14 protein-coding genes and 1 riboswitch are annotated in these 14,783 nt (G+C 72.5%); of the genes, 6 read left to right on the plus strand and 8 right to left on the minus strand.

Annotation, left to right across the window (positions count from 1 at the left end; all coding sequences use genetic code 11):
- Positions 1 to 20: 20 nt before the first annotated feature.
- From IE118_RS28570 to IE118_RS28580, 3 genes are all read left to right on the plus strand, one after another.
- A complete protein-coding gene (locus tag IE118_RS28570; RefSeq protein ID WP_189560970.1) occupies positions 21 to 956 on the plus strand; it encodes a MurR/RpiR family transcriptional regulator in 936 nt (311 codons plus the stop codon).
- 124 nt (positions 957 to 1,080) lie between these two features.
- The gene (gene murQ, locus IE118_RS28575) at positions 1,081 to 2,016 is read left to right on the plus strand and encodes an N-acetylmuramic acid 6-phosphate etherase (protein ID WP_189560971.1); all 936 of its coding nucleotides are present in this window, start codon (positions 1,081 to 1,083) and stop codon (positions 2,014 to 2,016) included.
- A gap of 54 nt (positions 2,017 to 2,070) precedes the next feature.
- Complete coding sequence (locus IE118_RS28580; protein WP_189560972.1) at positions 2,071 to 2,640, plus strand: hypothetical protein; 570 nt, start codon at positions 2,071 to 2,073, stop codon at positions 2,638 to 2,640.
- Positions 2,641 to 2,715: 75 nt separating this feature from the next.
- Here IE118_RS28580 and IE118_RS28585 read toward each other — a convergent pair whose 3' ends face one another.
- The 6 genes from IE118_RS28585 to thrC all read right to left on the minus strand — a co-directional run bounded on the left by IE118_RS28585 (position 2,716) and on the right by thrC (position 10,016).
- Entirely contained in the window at positions 2,716 to 4,194 is a 1,479-nt protein-coding gene (locus IE118_RS28585; protein WP_189560973.1) for an MFS transporter, read from the minus strand.
- A 185-nt stretch (positions 4,195 to 4,379) separates the two neighbouring features.
- Positions 4,380 to 5,510 carry an NADH:flavin oxidoreductase gene (locus IE118_RS28590; protein WP_189560974.1) on the minus strand — a complete coding sequence of 377 codons (1,131 nt, stop codon included), beginning with the start codon at positions 5,508 to 5,510 and terminating at the stop codon, positions 4,380 to 4,382.
- A 257-nt stretch (positions 5,511 to 5,767) separates the two neighbouring features.
- Complete coding sequence (gene groL, locus IE118_RS28595) at positions 5,768 to 7,390, minus strand: chaperonin GroEL (protein WP_189560975.1); 1,623 nt, start codon at positions 7,388 to 7,390, stop codon at positions 5,768 to 5,770.
- A 325-nt stretch (positions 7,391 to 7,715) separates the two neighbouring features.
- A complete protein-coding gene (locus IE118_RS28600; RefSeq protein ID WP_004929928.1) occupies positions 7,716 to 7,919 on the minus strand; it encodes a cold-shock protein in 204 nt (67 codons plus the stop codon).
- Positions 7,920 to 8,350: 431 nt separating this feature from the next.
- Entirely contained in the window at positions 8,351 to 8,626 is a 276-nt protein-coding gene (locus IE118_RS28605; RefSeq protein WP_189560976.1) for a MoaD/ThiS family protein, read from the minus strand.
- A 91-nt stretch (positions 8,627 to 8,717) separates the two neighbouring features.
- Positions 8,718 to 10,016 carry a threonine synthase gene (gene thrC / locus IE118_RS28610; protein WP_189560977.1) on the minus strand — a complete coding sequence of 433 codons (1,299 nt, stop codon included), beginning with the start codon at positions 10,014 to 10,016 and terminating at the stop codon, positions 8,718 to 8,720.
- A gap of 18 nt (positions 10,017 to 10,034) precedes the next feature.
- Positions 10,035 to 10,182: riboswitch (SAM riboswitch) on the minus strand.
- A gap of 138 nt (positions 10,183 to 10,320) precedes the next feature.
- Between thrC and IE118_RS28615 the strand changes: the two genes are divergently transcribed.
- Positions 10,321 to 11,265: a glucosyl-3-phosphoglycerate synthase gene (locus IE118_RS28615; RefSeq protein WP_189560978.1), complete on the plus strand. Its 945-nt coding sequence runs from the start codon at positions 10,321 to 10,323 to the stop codon at positions 11,263 to 11,265.
- 29 nt (positions 11,266 to 11,294) lie between these two features.
- Here the strand turns inward: IE118_RS28615 and IE118_RS28620 are convergent, their stop codons facing one another.
- Positions 11,295 to 11,987: a hypothetical protein gene (locus tag IE118_RS28620; protein WP_189560979.1), complete on the minus strand. Its 693-nt coding sequence runs from the start codon at positions 11,985 to 11,987 to the stop codon at positions 11,295 to 11,297.
- Positions 11,988 to 12,131: 144 nt separating this feature from the next.
- Here IE118_RS28620 and IE118_RS28625 point away from each other — a divergent pair, with 144 nt between their 5' ends.
- Positions 12,132 to 13,535: an alpha,alpha-trehalose-phosphate synthase (UDP-forming) gene (locus IE118_RS28625; protein ID WP_189560980.1), complete on the plus strand. Its 1,404-nt coding sequence runs from the start codon at positions 12,132 to 12,134 to the stop codon at positions 13,533 to 13,535.
- A 56-nt stretch (positions 13,536 to 13,591) separates the two neighbouring features.
- Positions 13,592 to 14,455, plus strand: a complete 864-nt coding sequence (otsB, locus tag IE118_RS28630) for a trehalose-phosphatase (protein ID WP_189560981.1) — start codon at positions 13,592 to 13,594, stop codon at positions 14,453 to 14,455.
- Between the two features lie 73 nt (positions 14,456 to 14,528).
- On the opposite strand, the gene IE118_RS28635 is transcribed toward otsB, so the two are convergent.
- Positions 14,529 to 14,783, minus strand: coding sequence for a DUF3263 domain-containing protein (locus IE118_RS28635; protein ID WP_189560982.1), 255 nt, complete (start codon positions 14,781 to 14,783; stop codon positions 14,529 to 14,531).

Genomic DNA, 14,783 nt, shown 5'->3' on the forward strand with positions numbered 1-14,783 from the left:
CCGAAAATATCTTTCAGGGTGTGACCGATGACGTGAAGGAAATTTTCGCCGGCGGTGGTTCCGCGCCCGCGCCGCCCGCGCCCGCCGCCCTCGCGGCCAAGGTGCGCACGCTGGCGCCGTCGATGACGCGTTCCATGCAGCGGGTCGCCGAGGCCGTCGCCGACGACCCGGCCGGCTGCGCGGCCCTCACGGTCACCGGACTCGCCGAGCTCACCGGCACCAGCGAGGCCACCGTCGTCCGCACCGCCCGCCTGCTCGGCTACCCCGGCTACCGCGACCTGCGCCTCGCGCTGGCCGGTCTCGCCGCCCAGCAGCAGTCCGGGCGCGCGCCGGCCATCACCACGGACATCGCGGTGGACGACCCGATAGCCGACGTGGTGGCCAAGCTCGCCTACGACGAGCAGCAGACCCTCGCCGACACCGCCGCCGGACTGGACACCGTGCAGCTCGCGGCGGCCGTGACCGCGCTGGCCGGCGCCCGCCGCACCGACGTGTACGGCGTCGGCGCGTCCGGGCTCGTCGCCCAGGACCTCACCCAGAAGCTGCTGCGCATAGGCCTGCTGGCGCACGCCCACAGCGACCCGCACCTCGCCGTCACCAACGCGGTGCAGCTCCGCCCGGGTGACGTGGCGATCGCCATCACCCACTCCGGGACCACCGGGGACGTCATAGAACCGCTCCGGGTGGCCTTCGAGCACGGGGCGACCACCGTCGCGGTCACCGGCCGCCCGGACAGTCCCGTCACGCAGTACGCCGACCACGTCCTGACCACGTCCACGGCCCGCGAGAGCGAGCTGCGCCCGGCCGCGATGTCCTCCCGGACGGGCCAGCTGCTGGTCGTGGACTGCCTGTTCGTGGGGGTCGCCCAGCGGACCTACGACGCGGCGGCGCCGGCGCTGGCTGCGTCGTACGAGGCGCTGGCGCACCGGCACCGGGCGGCTCGCAGAGGGCCGTAGGGCGCCGCCCCGCCGTGTCGTCCGACGGTGATCCGTGACCGATCGCGCCCGCGCGGCCGAGCCGCACACCGACCCCGCCCCGCGCCCCGGGGCGTCCGACCCACCCCGAACCGGAAAGCCGCCCATGCCTGCTGCCTCCCACCACCGCGACGTCCGCTCCCAGTTGGAGACCCTGACCACCGAGGCGTACCGGCCCGAGCTGGCGGACGTCGACCGGCTGCCCACCCTCGACATCGCCCGCCTGATGAACGGCGAGGACGCCGTCGTGGCCGGCGCCGTGGCCGAGCAGGTACCGGCGATCGCCGCCGCCGTCGACGCCGTCGCGGAGCGGATGGCCCGCGGCGGGCGGCTGGTCTACGCCGGCGCGGGCACCGCCGGACGGCTGGGCGTGCTGGACGCCTCCGAGTGCCCGCCGACGTTCAACACCGACCCGGACCGGGTCGTCGGCCTCATCGCGGGCGGCCCGGCCGCCATGGTCACCTCCGTCGAGGGCGCCGAGGACTCCGAGGAGCTGGCCGCGGCCGACCTGGCCGCGCTGGAGCTGACCGCCGACGACACGGTGGTCGGGATCTCCGCCTCCGGCCGCACCCCGTACGCCATCGGCGCCGTCACCTGCGCCCGCGGACGCGGCGCCCTCACCGTGGGCCTGTCCTGCAACCGGGGCAGCGCGCTGGCGGCGGCGGCCGACCACGGCATCGAGGTGGTCGTGGGCCCGGAGTTCCTCACCGGCTCCACCCGCCTCAAGGCCGGCACGGCCCAGAAGCTCGTGCTGAACATGCTGTCGACGATCACGATGATCCGGCTGGGCAAGACCTACGGGAACCTGATGGTCGACGTCCGCGCCTCGAACGAGAAGCTGCGCGCCCGCTCCCGCCGCATCGTCGCCCAGGCGACGGGGGCGGACGACGACGCCGTGGAGCGCGCCCTGGCCGCCACGGACGGCGAGGTCAAACCCGCGATCCTGGTCCTCCTGACCGGCGTGGACGGCCCCACCGCGGCCCGGCTCCTCACCGAGTCCGGCGGCCACCTGCGCGCGGCACTGGCGGCGGCGGCCGACTGACCCGGGCCGCGCCGGGATGGATACTGGACCTGTCCCCCACCCGGAGAAGCCACCATGAACCATGCGCAGCTCACCGCCCTGGGCCGGGCCCTGCGTGTCCTGGGTGAACACGGCGAGGCACTGTCCGCCGACACCCCGGACGCCCGGCTGCACGAAGTGAAGGACGACCTGCGGCGGGCCCTGGACCTGCTGGAGGAGAGCGTCACCACGGCCGTGCCCAGCACGCGCTGCGCCGAGCACCCCACGGGGCCGGTCGACGAGAGCGCCCCCGACCTGTGCCTGCTCTGCGAGACCCGGCGCCGCGCCGCCCGCCGCGCCGAGTTCAACGGCCCCGCCCCGCAGGCCCGGCCCGCCGATCCCGCGCCGTCCCGGTACGGGGTGCGCGGGGACCGGCCGCAGCCGCAGCAGCGCTGGCTGCCGGAACTGTGGAACGGGCAGACGTGGCAGTTGTGCGGCACCCCGCGCCGGGACCGGCGCGAGGCCGAACTCTTCCTCGCCGCGCAGCGGCGCGGACCGCGCCCCGCCATGGCCTACCGCATCGTGCACGAGTTCACCGACTACGAGGTGCTGCGCGTGTGGGGCATCCCGGTGCGGGTCGACATCGAGCCGATGGGCGGCCTCTAGCCGACCCGCCGCCGCACCGCGAACGGCCGCCGCACCGGGAGACCCGGTACGGCGGCCGTCGCCACAGCGGCGGTACTACGCCCGGGAGGCCCCGACGGCCGCCCCCGGCGCGCCCTCGCCCGCCGCGAGCGCTCCCGCGGCCCGCTGCCGCGGGATGAACGCGGCGATGGCGAAACCGGTCAGCGCGGCCGCCGCGCCGAGCGCCAGCACCGTACGGAAGCCGTCCTCGCCGGGCAGCGCGTACGGGCCGAACCGCGTCGTCATCTGCGCCAGCACGACACCGGCGACGGCGCCGGCGACGGACGTGCCGATGGAACGCATCAGGGTGTTCAGGCTGTTGGCGGCGCCCGTCTCGGAGGCGGGCACCGCGCCCATGATCAGCGCGGGCATGGCGCCGTAGGTGAAGCCGATGCCGGCGCCGATGACGCAGGACGCCAGCACGAAGTGCCAGACCTCGTCCATCAGCAGGACGTTCAGGCCGTAGCCGGCGGCCACGACGAGCGCGCCGATCATCAGCGTGACCTTCGGGCCCCTGGCGCGGGAGACCAGCGCGGACACCGGAGCCAGCGCCATCATCACCAGACCGGACGGCGCCATCACCAGACCGGCCGAGAGCAGGGACTGGCCGAGGCCGTAGCCGGTCCGCTCGGGCAGCTGGAGCAGCTGCGGGATGACCAGCGACATCGAGAACATGGCGAAGCCGATCGCCACCGAGGCGAGGTTGGTGATCAGCACCTGGGGGCGGGCGGTGCTGCGCAGGTCCACCAGCGGCTGGTCGACGCGCAGTTGGTAGAAGCCCCAGGCCACCAGGACGACCGCGGCCACCGCGAACAGACCGAGGGTGGTGCCGCTCGCCCAGCCCCAGTCGGCGCCCTTGGAGATCGCCAGCAGCAGGCAGATCAGCCCGGCGGCCATCCCGGCCGCGCCCACGACGTCGAACCGTCCGCCGGTGCGCACCGCCGACTCCGGGACGAGGACCGCCACCAGGACCAGCGCGACGACACCCAGCGCGGCGGAGGTCCAGAACAGGGCGTGCCAGTCGAAGTTGTCCGCGATCAGCGCGGCGGTGGGCAGCCCCAGGGCGCCGCCGACACCGAGCGAGGCGCTGATCACGGCGGTCGCCGAGCCCAGCCGCTCCGCGGGCAGTTCGTCGCGCAGGATGCTGATGCCGAGCGGGATCACACCGGCGGACAGGCCCTGCAGGGCGCGGCCGACGATCATCGGCACCAGCGAGTCGCTGAGCCCGGCGACGACGGAGCCGACGACCAGCATGGCCATGCTGAGCAGCAGCATGCGGCGCTTGCCGTACATGTCGCCGAGCCGGCCCATGACCGGGGTGGCGACGGCGGCGGCGAGCAGGGTGGCGGTGACGGCCCAGGCGGCGTCCGACGCGGAGGCGTTGAGGTACTGCGGCAGCTGCCCCACGATCGGGATCACCAGGGTCTGCATCAGCGAGACCACGATGCCGGCGAAGGCGAGGACGGGCACCACGGCGGCGGGCTTCGGCGGCGGGGCGGTCCCGGCCACGGTGGCGCGGTCGAGTGCGTCGGACATGAAGGAGGTCTCCGTCGGGACTCGGGCCAATACTTGACTCAGGCAACTTTAGATCGATTGATTGCCTTAATCAAATGAAATCCGGGTGCGGGGGGGCCTCGCACGCGGCGGTGCGGCGCCCCTTCCGCCCGGGGCGCCGCACCGCGAGAACGGTCAGCCGGCCCGGCTGAGCCAGGCCGACCGGCTCAGCTGAGCGTCCGCAAGGACGCCGCGTCGTACGGCGCCAGCTCGTCGAAGCGGCCGGCCAGCACCTTGGCGGCCCAGTCCGGGTCCTGGAGCAGCGCGCGGCCGACGGCGACGAGGTCGAACTCGTCGCGCTCCATCCGGTCGAGCAGGTCGTCGAGCCCGCCGACCCCGGCGCCCCTCCCCTGGAACGCCTCGAGGAACTCCCCGTCCAGGCCGACGGAGCCGACGGTGATCGCGGGCCTGCCGGTCAGCTTCTTCGTCCAGCCGGCCAGGTTGAGGTCGGAGTCCTCGAACTCCGGGAGCCAGTAGCGGCGCGTGGACGCGTGGAAGGCGTCGACACCGGCCGCGGCGAGCGGGGCGAGGATCGCCTCCAGCTCCTGGGGCGTCTCGGCGAGCCGGGCGTCGTAGGCGTCCTGCTTCCACTGCGAGTAGCGGAAGACGACGGGGAACTCCGGCGACACGGCCGCGCGCACCGCGGCCACGACCTCCGCGGCGAACTTCGCGCGGGCCACCGGGTCGCCGCCGTAGGAGTCGGTACGGCGGTTGGTGCCGGACCACAGGAACTGGTCGATGAGGTAGCCGTGGGCACCGTGCAGCTCCACGCCGTCGAAGCCGATGCGCTCGGCGTCGGCGGCCGCCCGCGCGAAGGCGGCGACGACGTCGTCGATGTCGGCCCGCGTCATCGCCTTGCCGGTGCCCTCGGTGCCGTCCGTGCGCACCCCGGACGGGCCGACCGCCGGGGCCTCGGGGTACGGCGCCTGGCCCTGTTCGCGGACCATGCCGATGTGCCACAGCTGCGGCACGATCGTGCCGCCCGCGGCGTGCACCGCCTCGGCGACCTTCGCCCAGCCCGCCAACTGCTCCTCCCCGTGGAACCGCGGCACCCGGTCGCTCATCCCGGCGGACTCGTGCCCCACGTACGTGCCCTCGGTGACGATCAGTCCGACCCCGGCGGCGGCGCGGCGGGAGTAGTACGACACGACGTCCTCACCGGGGACGCCGCCCGGCGAGAACATCCGGGTCATCGGCGCCATGGCGATGCGGTTGGGGACGGTGAGGCCGTTGATCACGACGGGCCGGGAGAGTATTCCCGCGGCTCGGGCGGCGGCGTCCGGGGAGGTGACGGTCACGTGGGGCTCCTCTGTGTCGCATACCAGACAGTATGTGCACGCGCATGCAATGCACGCTCGGCGTCAACCAGGAGGCCCCCGGGGGGAATTCCCCCCGGGGGCCAGGTGTGACCTCAGTCATGGAGCACCTCTGCCGCGCACCCTCCCGGCGAGCGGGACGAGACCCGCGCCCGGAACGCCCGAGGGCGGCACCCCCTGCCGGAACAGGGGGTGCCGCCCTCGGTCGTACTGACGGACGGATCCGATCCTCGGAAGGATCAGAAGTCCATGTCACCGCCCGGCATGCCGCCGCCGGCCGGGGCCGCGGCCTTCTCCGGCTTGTCGGCGATGACGGCCTCGGTGGTGAGGAACAGCGCGGCGATGGAGGCGGCGTTCTGCAGGGCAGAGCGGGTCACCTTCGCCGGGTCGATGATGCCCTCGGCGATCATGTCGACGTACTCACCGGTCGCGGCGTTCAGGCCGTGGCCGACCTGGAGGTTGCGGACCTTCTCCACGACGACGCCGCCCTCGAGACCACCGTTGACGGCGATCTGCTTCAGCGGGGCCTCCAGGGCGAGCTTCACGGCGTTGGCGCCGGTCGCCTCGTCGCCGTCGAGCTCCAGCTTCTCGAAGACCTGGGAGGCCTGCAGCAGGGCCACGCCACCACCGGCGACGATGCCCTCCTCGACGGCCGCCTTGGCGTTGCGCACGGCGTCCTCGATGCGGTGCTTGCGCTCCTTGAGCTCCACCTCGGTGGCGGCACCGGCCTTGATGACCGCGACGCCGCCGGCGAGCTTCGCCAGGCGCTCCTGCAGCTTCTCGCGGTCGTAGTCCGAGTCGCTGTTGTCGATCTCGGCGCGGATCTGGTTCACGCGGCCCTGGACCTGGTCGGCCGAGCCGGCACCGTCGACGATGGTGGTCTCGTCCTTGGTGATGACGACCTTGCGGGCCTTGCCCAGCAGGTCGATCGTCGCGTTCTCCAGCTTGAGGCCGACCTCCTCGGAGATGACCTCGCCGCCCGTGAGGATCGCGATGTCGCCGAGCATGGCCTTGCGGCGGTCGCCGAAGCCCGGGGCCTTGACGGCGACGGACTTGAAGGTGCCGCGGATCTTGTTGACCACCAGGGTCGACAGGGCCTCGCCCTCGACGTCCTCGGCGATGATCAGCAGCGGCTTGCCCGACTGCATGACCTTCTCCAGCAGCGGGAGCAGGTCCTTGACGTTGGAGATCTTGGAGTTCGCGATCAGGATGTACGGGTCGTCGAGGACGGCCTCCATACGCTCCATGTCGGTGGCGAAGTACGCCGAGATGTAGCCCTTGTCGAAGCGCATACCCTCGGTGAGCTCCAGCTCCAGACCGAAGGTCTGGGACTCCTCGACGGTGATGACGCCTTCCTTGCCGACCTTGTCCATGGCCTCGGCGATGAGCTCGCCGATCTGGGTGTCGGCGGCGGAGATGGAGGCCGTGGAGGCGATCTGCTCCTTGGTCTCGACATCCTTCGCCTGCTCCAGCAGGGCACCGGAGACGGCCTCGACGGCCTTCTCGATACCGCGCTTGAGGGCCATCGGGTTGGCGCCGGCGGCTACGTTGCGCAGGCCCTCCTTGACCAGGGCCTGGGCGAGAACGGTCGCGGTGGTCGTACCGTCACCGGCGACGTCGTCCGTCTTCTTGGCGACTTCCTTGACCAGCTCGGCGCCGATCTTCTCGTACGGGTCCTCGAGCTCGATCTCCTTGGCGATGGACACACCATCGTTGGTGATCGTGGGGGCGCCCCACTTCTTCTCGAGGACGACGTTGCGGCCCTTGGGGCCGAGCGTCACCTTGACGGCGTCCGCGAGCTGGTTCATGCCGCGCTCGAGGCCGCGCCGCGCCTCCTCGTCGAACGCGATGATCTTGGCCATGTGAAGTGGTCCCTCCAGGACTGGGGGTGATTCCTTCGGACCGCGCCCGCGCCCGCGACGGACGGCTCACCGGCCCCGTGGTTCCTTGCCCCACGCGACCTGGCGGGCCTCACCGACCCGGTCCTTCGTTGTCACTCTCACCTTCAGAGTGCTAACGCCAATGATTAGCACTCGACCCATGCGAGTGCAAGCGCCTATGGGGGTACGGGGGGGCGCTCAGCCGCGCGCGAACACGTCGGGGGGCGCCGGGCACGGCGAAGGGCCCGCACCCCCGGGGAGGTGCGGGCCCTTCGTCGGCAGAAGATGCTTGCGGCAGGTAGCGCGTTCAGGCGCTGAGACGAACCATGTCGGCCTGCGGGCCCTTCTGACCCTGCGAGATCTCGAACTCGACCCGCTGGCCTTCTTCGAGGGTGCGGTAGCCGTCCATCTGGATCGCGCTGTAGTGGACGAAAACATCCGCACCACCGTCGACCGCGATGAAGCCGTACCCCTTCTCCGCGTTGAACCACTTGACGGTGCCCTGAGCCATGCCTAACTCCCCTATTACTGGCCCTTGCACAGATCCACACTTCGCGGACCCGGGTCAGACCTCACCCCCCAAACGGTTGGGGGCGTGCGCCGGAACGCGTCGACCGCGGCCGAATGTATCTGTCCAACTGCCGTCTGCAACAGGTCAATCGGACGAGAAATCTGGACGAGACCGGTCCGGAATGTGGCGTGAATTCGCCCGATTTCAGGGCAAGTCGGGCCGGACAAAGGTCACAAATGCCGCGAAAAGTGCCCACACTTTGGCTACATCCAGTCGGAACCGCGGCAGGAATTCAGTGGGCTCGATCAGTGGATCGGGAGCGCGTTCCCCAACCCTACCGCGCTCAATCCCATGGAATTGCCCCCTCCGGATCTCTCACGGAGGGGGCAATGCGCCAAACGCTCGGTAACCGTCATTACCGAAGGTAATGATCAGCCTCCGGCGACCGCCGGAATGATCGACACGCCGGCCCCGTCCGGGGTGGCCGTGTCGAGCCCCTGCTCGAACCGCACGTCGTCGTCGTTGACGTAGACGTTGACGAACCGGCGCAGCTTGCCCTGGTCGTCCAGGACCCGGGCGCCGATCCCGGTGTGGTTCTTCTCCAGGTCCGAGATGACCTCCCCGAGGGTCGCCCCCTCGGCGTTCACCTCGGCCTTGCCGCCGGTGTAGGTGCGCAGGATGGTCGGGATACGAACGGTGACGCTCACGTGAAAACCTCCGGTCAGGTGACTTGCCGGGGGCGGGGGAGCTGCGCGCGCAGCCCCCGCCGGCCCGCGGACGACGACGGTGAAGCGGCCCTCAGACGAGTCCGGCTTCCCGGAACGACTCCAGGCTGGGCCGGATCGTCGCCGTGAGTCCCGTCCCCGCCACCGCGTCCAGCGTCTTCAGGCCGTCCCCGGTGTTGAGCACCACGGTGGTCAGCGACGGGTCGAGCGCCCCGCTCTCCAGGAGCTTCCTGGTGACCCCCACGGTCACGCCCCCCGCGGTCTCCGCGAAGATGCCCTCGGTCCGCGCCAGCAGCCGGATGGCGTCGACCACCTGCGTGTCGTCCACGTCCTCCACCGCACCGCCGGTACGCCGCGCGATGTCCAGCACGTACGGCCCGTCCGCCGGGTTGCCGATCGCCAGCGACTTGGCGATCGTGTCCGGCTTCTGCGGCCGGACGACGTCGTGCCCCGCCTTGTACGCGGTGGACACCGGCGAGCACCCCTCCGCCTGGGCACCGAAGATCTTGTACGGCCGGTCCTCGACGAGCCCGAGCCCGATCAGCTCCTGCAGCCCCTTGTCGATCTTCGTGAGCTGCGAGCCGGAGGCGATCGGGACGACGATCTGGTCCGGCAGCCGCCAGCCGAGCTGCTCGCAGATCTCGTACGCGAGGGTCTTGGACCCCTCGGCGTAGTACGGCCGCAGGTTGACGTTGACGAAGCCCCAGCCCTCACCGGCCGGGTCGCCGATCAGCTCGGAGCAGAAACGGTTCACGTCGTCGTAGTTGCCCTCGATGCCGACGAGTTCGCCCCCGTAGACGGCGGCCATGACGACCTTGCCCTGCTCCAGGTCGTGCGGGATGAACACGCAGGAGCGCAGGCCGGCCCGGGCGGCGGCGGCGCCGACCGCGCCGGCCAGGTTGCCGGTGGAGGAGCAGGAGAGGGTGGTGAAACCGAAGGCGCGCGCGGCCTCCAGGGCCTGGGCGACGACACGGTCCTTGAAGGAGTGCGTCGGGTTGCCGGAGTCGTCCTTGACGAAGAGTTTTCCGGGGTCGACGCCCAGCTCACGGGCCAGGTTGTCGGCCTGGACGAGCTTGGTCCAGCCCGGGTTCAGGTTCGGCTTGTCCGCCACGTCCGCGGGGACGGGCAGCAGGGGCGCGTAGCGCCAGATGTTCGCGGGTCCCGCTTCGATCCGGCTCCGCAGTTCCTCGGTGTCGTAGGCCGAGAAGTCGTAGGCGATCTCCAGCGGGCCGAAACACTCCTCGCAGGCGAAGACGGGGCCGAGGGGCACGCGGTGGCCGCATTCGCGGCAGGAGAGCGCGGCGGCGGGGCCCAGGTCGACGGCGTTCGCGGTGGCGGAGTCGGTGGTGCTTGCAACGGTCTGCACAGCCATGTGAGGCGAGGCCCTTTCTCCTCATCTTCCTCACGACGCATCTCGTCGTGAGACGGATTTGGCACCTTCCCTAGCCGGGAGCCTCGCCACGTCCGCGTGACAGGAACCGACTGGAGGGTTGCCGGGGCTTCATCGGGCCGTATCCCTCTGCCCCTCTGGATGAGCGGTGTTCAGTTGTCCGCCCGGTGACCCCGACATGCGAGGTCCCCCGGCGTTGCTCAAGACTGTAACCGAAGGCCTGGGTGGTTGAGATAGTCGTCCGAACCGCGAGATGGATCACCAGGCCAGTGAGGAGCCCGGGACCGTGCTGGAAGAAGTCGAGCGCTGGTTGACCGACCGGTCGTGGTCGGTGACCGACCGCCCGCTCCACCGGATTCTGGCGGCGAAACGCGCCACGGGCCGGACGGTGAGCGTGGTGCTGCCCGCGCTGAACGAGGAGGCGACGGTCGGCGACATCGTGTCGGTGATCCGCCGCGACCTGATGCTGCGCTGCCCCCTGGTCGACGAGGTGGTGGTGATCGACTCGGGATCCACCGACCGCACGTCCGAGGCCGCGGCGGCGGCGGGCGCGACGGTGGTGCACCGGGACGCGATACTCCCCCGCATACCGGCGGTGCCCGGCAAGGGGGAGGTGCTGTGGCGGTCGCTGCTGGTCACCCGCGGCGACATCGTGTGCTTCGTCGACGCCGACCTCAGGGAGTTCTCGTCGGACTTCGTCACCGGCATCGTCGGCCCGCTCCTCACCGACCCGGACGTCCACCTGGTCAAGGCCATGTACGACCGCCCGCTCGGCGCGGCCGCCGGCCAGGGCGGCCGGGTCACCGAACTCATGGCCCGGCCGCTGCTGAACCTGCACTGGCCGCAGCTCGCGGGCTTCGTCCAGCCGCTGGGCGGCGAGTACGCGGCCCGCCGCTCCCTGCTGGAGCGGCTGCCCTTCCCCGTCGGCTACGGCATCGAGCTCGGCATGCTGGTCGACGCCCTGCACCTGGTGGGTCTGGACGCGCTGGCGCAGGTCGACGTCGGGGTGCGCAAGCACCGGCACCAGGACGGGCAGGCCCTCGGCCGGATGGCCGCCGCGATCTACCGCACCGCCCAGCTCCGCCTGGCCCGCGCCCACCTGATCCGCCCGGCCCTCACCCAGTTCGAGCGCCGGGGCACCGCCTTCGAACCCCGGACGCACCCCGTCGACACGGAGGAACGGCCGCCGATGACGGACATCGCCGAGTACCGGACGCGCCGGGTGGCCTGACCCGCCCGCGAGCGGGCCCCGCCCGTCCGTCAGCCGGCGACGCCGTCCGACCAGCGCCACCTGCCGCCGGAGTCGAGGGAGCAGGTCAGGTACTCGCCGCCGCGGCCGTGGGTGCTCAGACCCCGGTGCTTCGTGGCGCAGAACTGGCCGTCGGCGTAGCAGTTGCCGGCCGGGCTGGTGAGCTCGCAGCCGGCGGTGCCGCCTCCGCCGGAGCCGCCGCTGCCGCCCGTGTCCCGGGGCTGCTCGGGCTGCGGGGTCGGGGTCGGCTTCGGGGTGTGGAGCAGGCGCCCGTCGCAGTCGCGGCCGTCGCGCGGGACGGTGAACGTCACGCCGTCGGACCCGTCGGTCTGCTCGCACACCTTCTCGCCCGCGCCCCAGGAGGAGGCCGTCCGGCCGGTGCCCTCCAGGCGGACCGTGTAGCCGAGGCCGGCCTTCCGGGCCGCGGCGACGGCCGTCCCGACGCGTCCCCCGGTGTGGTCGGACAGTGTGACGGGGGTCGGGGTCGGCGTCGGGGCCGGGGCCGGGGTGGGGCTCTGGGTGGTGGGGGACGGCTCGGGGGCCGGGCTGCCGCTCTGCGTGGTCGTGGTGGCCGCCGCGGGCCGCTCCGCCGCACCGTCCATGCCGCCCCCGTCGCCGCAGCCGGCCAGGGCCAGCACGGCGGCCGCGATCATCGCCGTCGTGCCGGTCAGTCCGCGAACGCCCCCGGGCATGCGTATACGCATCGCACCCACCCCCCGAATAGTTGAAACGTGCACCACGCATCTTCATACCGTTCACAACTTCCACACAAGATGCGTGACCGAATCGCCGCCGGGGTGACGCGGTGGCACGTTTGAGGTTCCGGGGGCCGGGCTAGGTTGAGGCGTATGGCTTCAAGCTTCGGTGCTGCTCAGGTGCTGGTCGCCTCCAATCGGGGACCGGTCTCGTACGAGGTCGCGGACGACGGGTCGCTGCGGGCCAGACGCGGCGGCGGCGGGCTGGTGTCCGGGCTGTCGGCGATCGGCCCCGAGGCGGGCGCGTTGTGGGTGTGCTCGGCACTGTCCGACGGCGACCGCGAGGCGGTGCGGCGCGGGGTGGGCGAGGACGGCGTGCGGATGCTGGACATCCCGGCGGACGTGCACGCCGACGCGTACAACGGGATCGCCAACTCGGTGCTGTGGTTCGTGCACCACATGCTGTACCAGACACCGCTGGAACCGGTCTTCGACGCGGAGTTCCGCCGCCAGTGGGCGTCGTACGAGGACTACAACCGGGCGTTCGCCGAGGCGCTGGCCCAGGAGGCGGCGCGGGGCGCCGCGGTCCTGGTGCAGGACTACCACCTGACCCTCGTCCCCGGGATGCTCCGCGAGCTCCGCCCCGACCTGCGCATCGGGCACTTCTCGCACACCCCGTGGGCGCCGCCGGAGTACTTCGCGATGCTGCCCGACGACATCGCGCGCCAGGTGCTGCGCGGGATGCTCGGCGCCGACCGGCTCGGCTTCCTCACCCACCGCTGGGCGGACGCGTTCACCGCGTGCTGCGAGCGGTTCGCGGGCGGGCCCGGCGACACGGAGATCGGGGTGCACGGCCTGGGCGCCGACGCGGACTTCCTGCGCGCCCGCTCCCACGAGGCGGACGTCGAGGAGCGGATCACCGCGCTGCGGGAGGAGATCGGCGAGGGACGCCGGGCGATCGTCCGGGTCGACCGCACCGAGCTGTCCAAGAACATCGTGCGGGGCCTGCTGGCGTACCGGCAGCTCCTGGAGGACCGCCCCGAGTGGCGCGAACGCGTCGTGCACGTCGCCTTCGCCTACCCCTCCCGGCAGGACCTCGCCGTGTACCGCGACTACACCGCCGAGGTGCAGCGGGTCGCGGAGGAGATCAACGAGCGCTACGGCACCCCCGGCTGGCGGCCGGTCGTGCTCCACGTCAAGGACGACTTCGCGCGTTCGCTCGCCGCGTACCGGCTGGCGGACGTGGCCCTGGTCAACCCCATCCGCGACGGCATGAACCTGGTCGCCAAGGAGGTGCCGGTGGTCTCCGACGGGGGCTGCGCGCTGGTCCTGTCGCGGGAGGCGGGCGCCCACGAGGAGCTGGGCGAGGACGCGATCACGGTCAACCCGTACGACGTCGCGGACACCGCCCGCGCGCTGCACGAGGCCCTGACGATGGGCCCGGGCGACCGCACCGACCGCACCAAGCGCCTGGCCGCCGCGGCGACCGCGCTGCCCCCGGCCCGCTGGTTCCTGGACCAGCTCGACGCGCTGCGGGGCGGTCCGGCGTCCCACTGAGCGGTACGGCCGGTCGGGCAGGCGTGCGAGGGCGCGACCGCGGATAGGTTGGGCTCATGGCCAGCCACACGGATTCCACGGACCCGAGCACCCTGCCGACGCCCGCCACGCAGGCCGGGCGGGAGGGTCTCGAAGCGCTTCTCTCCCATCCGGGCAAGGCGCTGATCGGGCTCGACTTCGACGGAACGCTCGCGCCGATCGTGCCCGACCCGGAGCAGGCCCGCGCGCACCCCGGCGCGGTGCCCGCGCTCGCCGCGCTCGCCCCGAAGGTGGCCGCCGTCGCGGTCGTCACCGGCCGGCCGGCCGGCGTCGCGGTCCGCAACGGCGGTTTCGCGGGCGTCCCCGGACTGGAGCACCTCGTCGTCCTCGGCCACTACGGAGCCGAACGCTGGGACGCCGTGACGGGGACGGTCACCGCTCCCGCCCCGCACCCCGGCGTCGCCACCGCCCGCGCGGAACTGCCCGGGCTGCTCGACCGTTTCGGGGCGTGGCAGGGCACCTGGATCGAGGAGAAGGGCGGCCGGGCGGTCGCCGTCCACACCCGCCGGGCCGCCGATCCGCAGGCCGCCTTCGAGGCCCTGCGCGAGCCGCTCACCGACCTCGCCACCCGGCACGGTCTGGTCGTCGAGCCCGGCCGCATGGTCCTGGAGCTGCGCCCGCCCGGCATGGACAAGGGGGTCGCGCTGCTGGAGTACGCCCGGGAGATCGGCGCCGGCTCGGTCCTCTACGCGGGCGACGACCTGGGCGACCTCGCCGCCTTCACGGCCGTCGACAAGCTCCGCGCCACCGGCACGCCCGGCCTCCTGGTCTGCAGCGGCAGCGAGGAGGTCACGGAGCTCCGGGAACGCGCGGACCTGATCACCGACGGTCCCTCCGGCGTCGTCCACCTCCTGCGCACCCTGGCGGACCGCATGCCCTGACTGGTTCACGCCCCCCGCCGACGGGAAGGGGGGCGGCGGGGGAAGGCACACCGGCGTCCGAAGCCACGCGCCCTCACCGCTCCCCGCGGCGCCGCTCCCGTATCCGGCGCAGGCGATTGACCGTGACCGGGTCGTGGGCCAGCGCCCGCGGATCGTCCAGCAGGGCGTTCAGGAGCTGGAAGTACCGCACCGGCGCCAGCCCCAGCTCCTCCCGGATCACCCGCTCCTTCGCCCCGGGCCCGGCGAACGACCGGCGCTCCAGCGCGAGGATGTCCCGCTCCCGCCGGCCCAGCCCGCGCCCACCCGCTTCGTCGTCCCCCTGTTCCAT

The organism is Streptomyces pilosus, from assembly GCF_014649835.1.
GTDB lineage: Bacteria > Actinomycetota > Actinomycetes > Streptomycetales > Streptomycetaceae > Streptomyces > Streptomyces pilosus.

What these genes read in the sequence shown, in the direction of transcription:
- murQ (WP_189560971.1), top strand. Translation starts at nt 1,081, where the DNA reads ATGCCTGCTGCCTCCCACCACCGCGACGTCCGCTCCCAGTTGGAGACC.
- IE118_RS28580 (WP_189560972.1), top strand. Translation starts at nt 2,071, where the DNA reads ATGAACCATGCGCAGCTCACCGCCCTGGGCCGGGCCCTGCGTGTCCTG.
- IE118_RS28585 (WP_189560973.1), bottom strand. Translation starts at nt 4,194, where the DNA reads ATGTCCGACGCACTCGACCGCGCCACCGTGGCCGGGACCGCCCCGCCG.
- groL (WP_189560975.1), bottom strand. Translation starts at nt 7,390, where the DNA reads ATGGCCAAGATCATCGCGTTCGACGAGGAGGCGCGGCGCGGCCTCGAG.
- IE118_RS28600 (WP_004929928.1), bottom strand. Translation starts at nt 7,919, where the DNA reads ATGGCTCAGGGCACCGTCAAGTGGTTCAACGCGGAGAAGGGGTACGGC.
- thrC (WP_189560977.1), bottom strand. Translation starts at nt 10,016, where the DNA reads ATGGCTGTGCAGACCGTTGCAAGCACCACCGACTCCGCCACCGCGAAC.
- IE118_RS28620 (WP_189560979.1), bottom strand. Translation starts at nt 11,987, where the DNA reads ATGCGTATACGCATGCCCGGGGGCGTTCGCGGACTGACCGGCACGACG.
- IE118_RS28625 (WP_189560980.1), top strand. Translation starts at nt 12,132, where the DNA reads ATGGCTTCAAGCTTCGGTGCTGCTCAGGTGCTGGTCGCCTCCAATCGG.
- otsB (WP_189560981.1), top strand. Translation starts at nt 13,592, where the DNA reads ATGGCCAGCCACACGGATTCCACGGACCCGAGCACCCTGCCGACGCCC.
- IE118_RS28635 (WP_189560982.1), bottom strand. Translation starts at nt 14,783, where the DNA reads ATGGAACAGGGGGACGACGAAGCGGGTGGGCGCGGGCTGGGCCGGCGG.